The sequence below is a fragment of the Campylobacter sp. LMG 17559 genome (genome assembly GCF_024723605.1).
Lineage (GTDB): Bacteria > Campylobacterota > Campylobacteria > Campylobacterales > Campylobacteraceae > Campylobacter_D.
The window spans coordinates 1-281 of the sequence record NZ_JANQCZ010000075.1 but is presented as its reverse complement, the minus strand read 5'-3'; the positions used below and the strand labels follow the sequence as shown (position 1 = coordinate 281).

The following is a 281-nucleotide window of genomic DNA, read 5'->3' as shown; positions in this document are numbered from 1 at the left end:
TATTGATGAATTTAAAAGACTTGGTTTTAAAGATTTAAAACATGCTTATCAAACTTATATGAGTTCTTTTATTGTCAATGAAGAATTAAATAACAAAGATAAAACAATCAATAAAAATGAAAATAAAGAAATAAATAAAAACTTAAATCAAAAAAGTAATATAAAAGAAAGTATAAATTTCAAAGAACTTTCTTTAAATTCAAAACAAGAAAACAATACAAAAGAAAATACAGATACTATAATAAAAAACACAAATTTTAACAATGAAACTTCTTTAAAAA

Annotated in this window: 1 protein-coding gene; it reads left to right on the top strand. The window is 17.4% G+C overall.

Going from position 1 to position 281, the window contains the following annotated elements; genetic code table 11:
• Positions 1-281: hypothetical protein (locus tag CAMP5082_RS08375; protein WP_337206446.1), on the top strand; the 281-nt coding region annotated here is incomplete at both ends.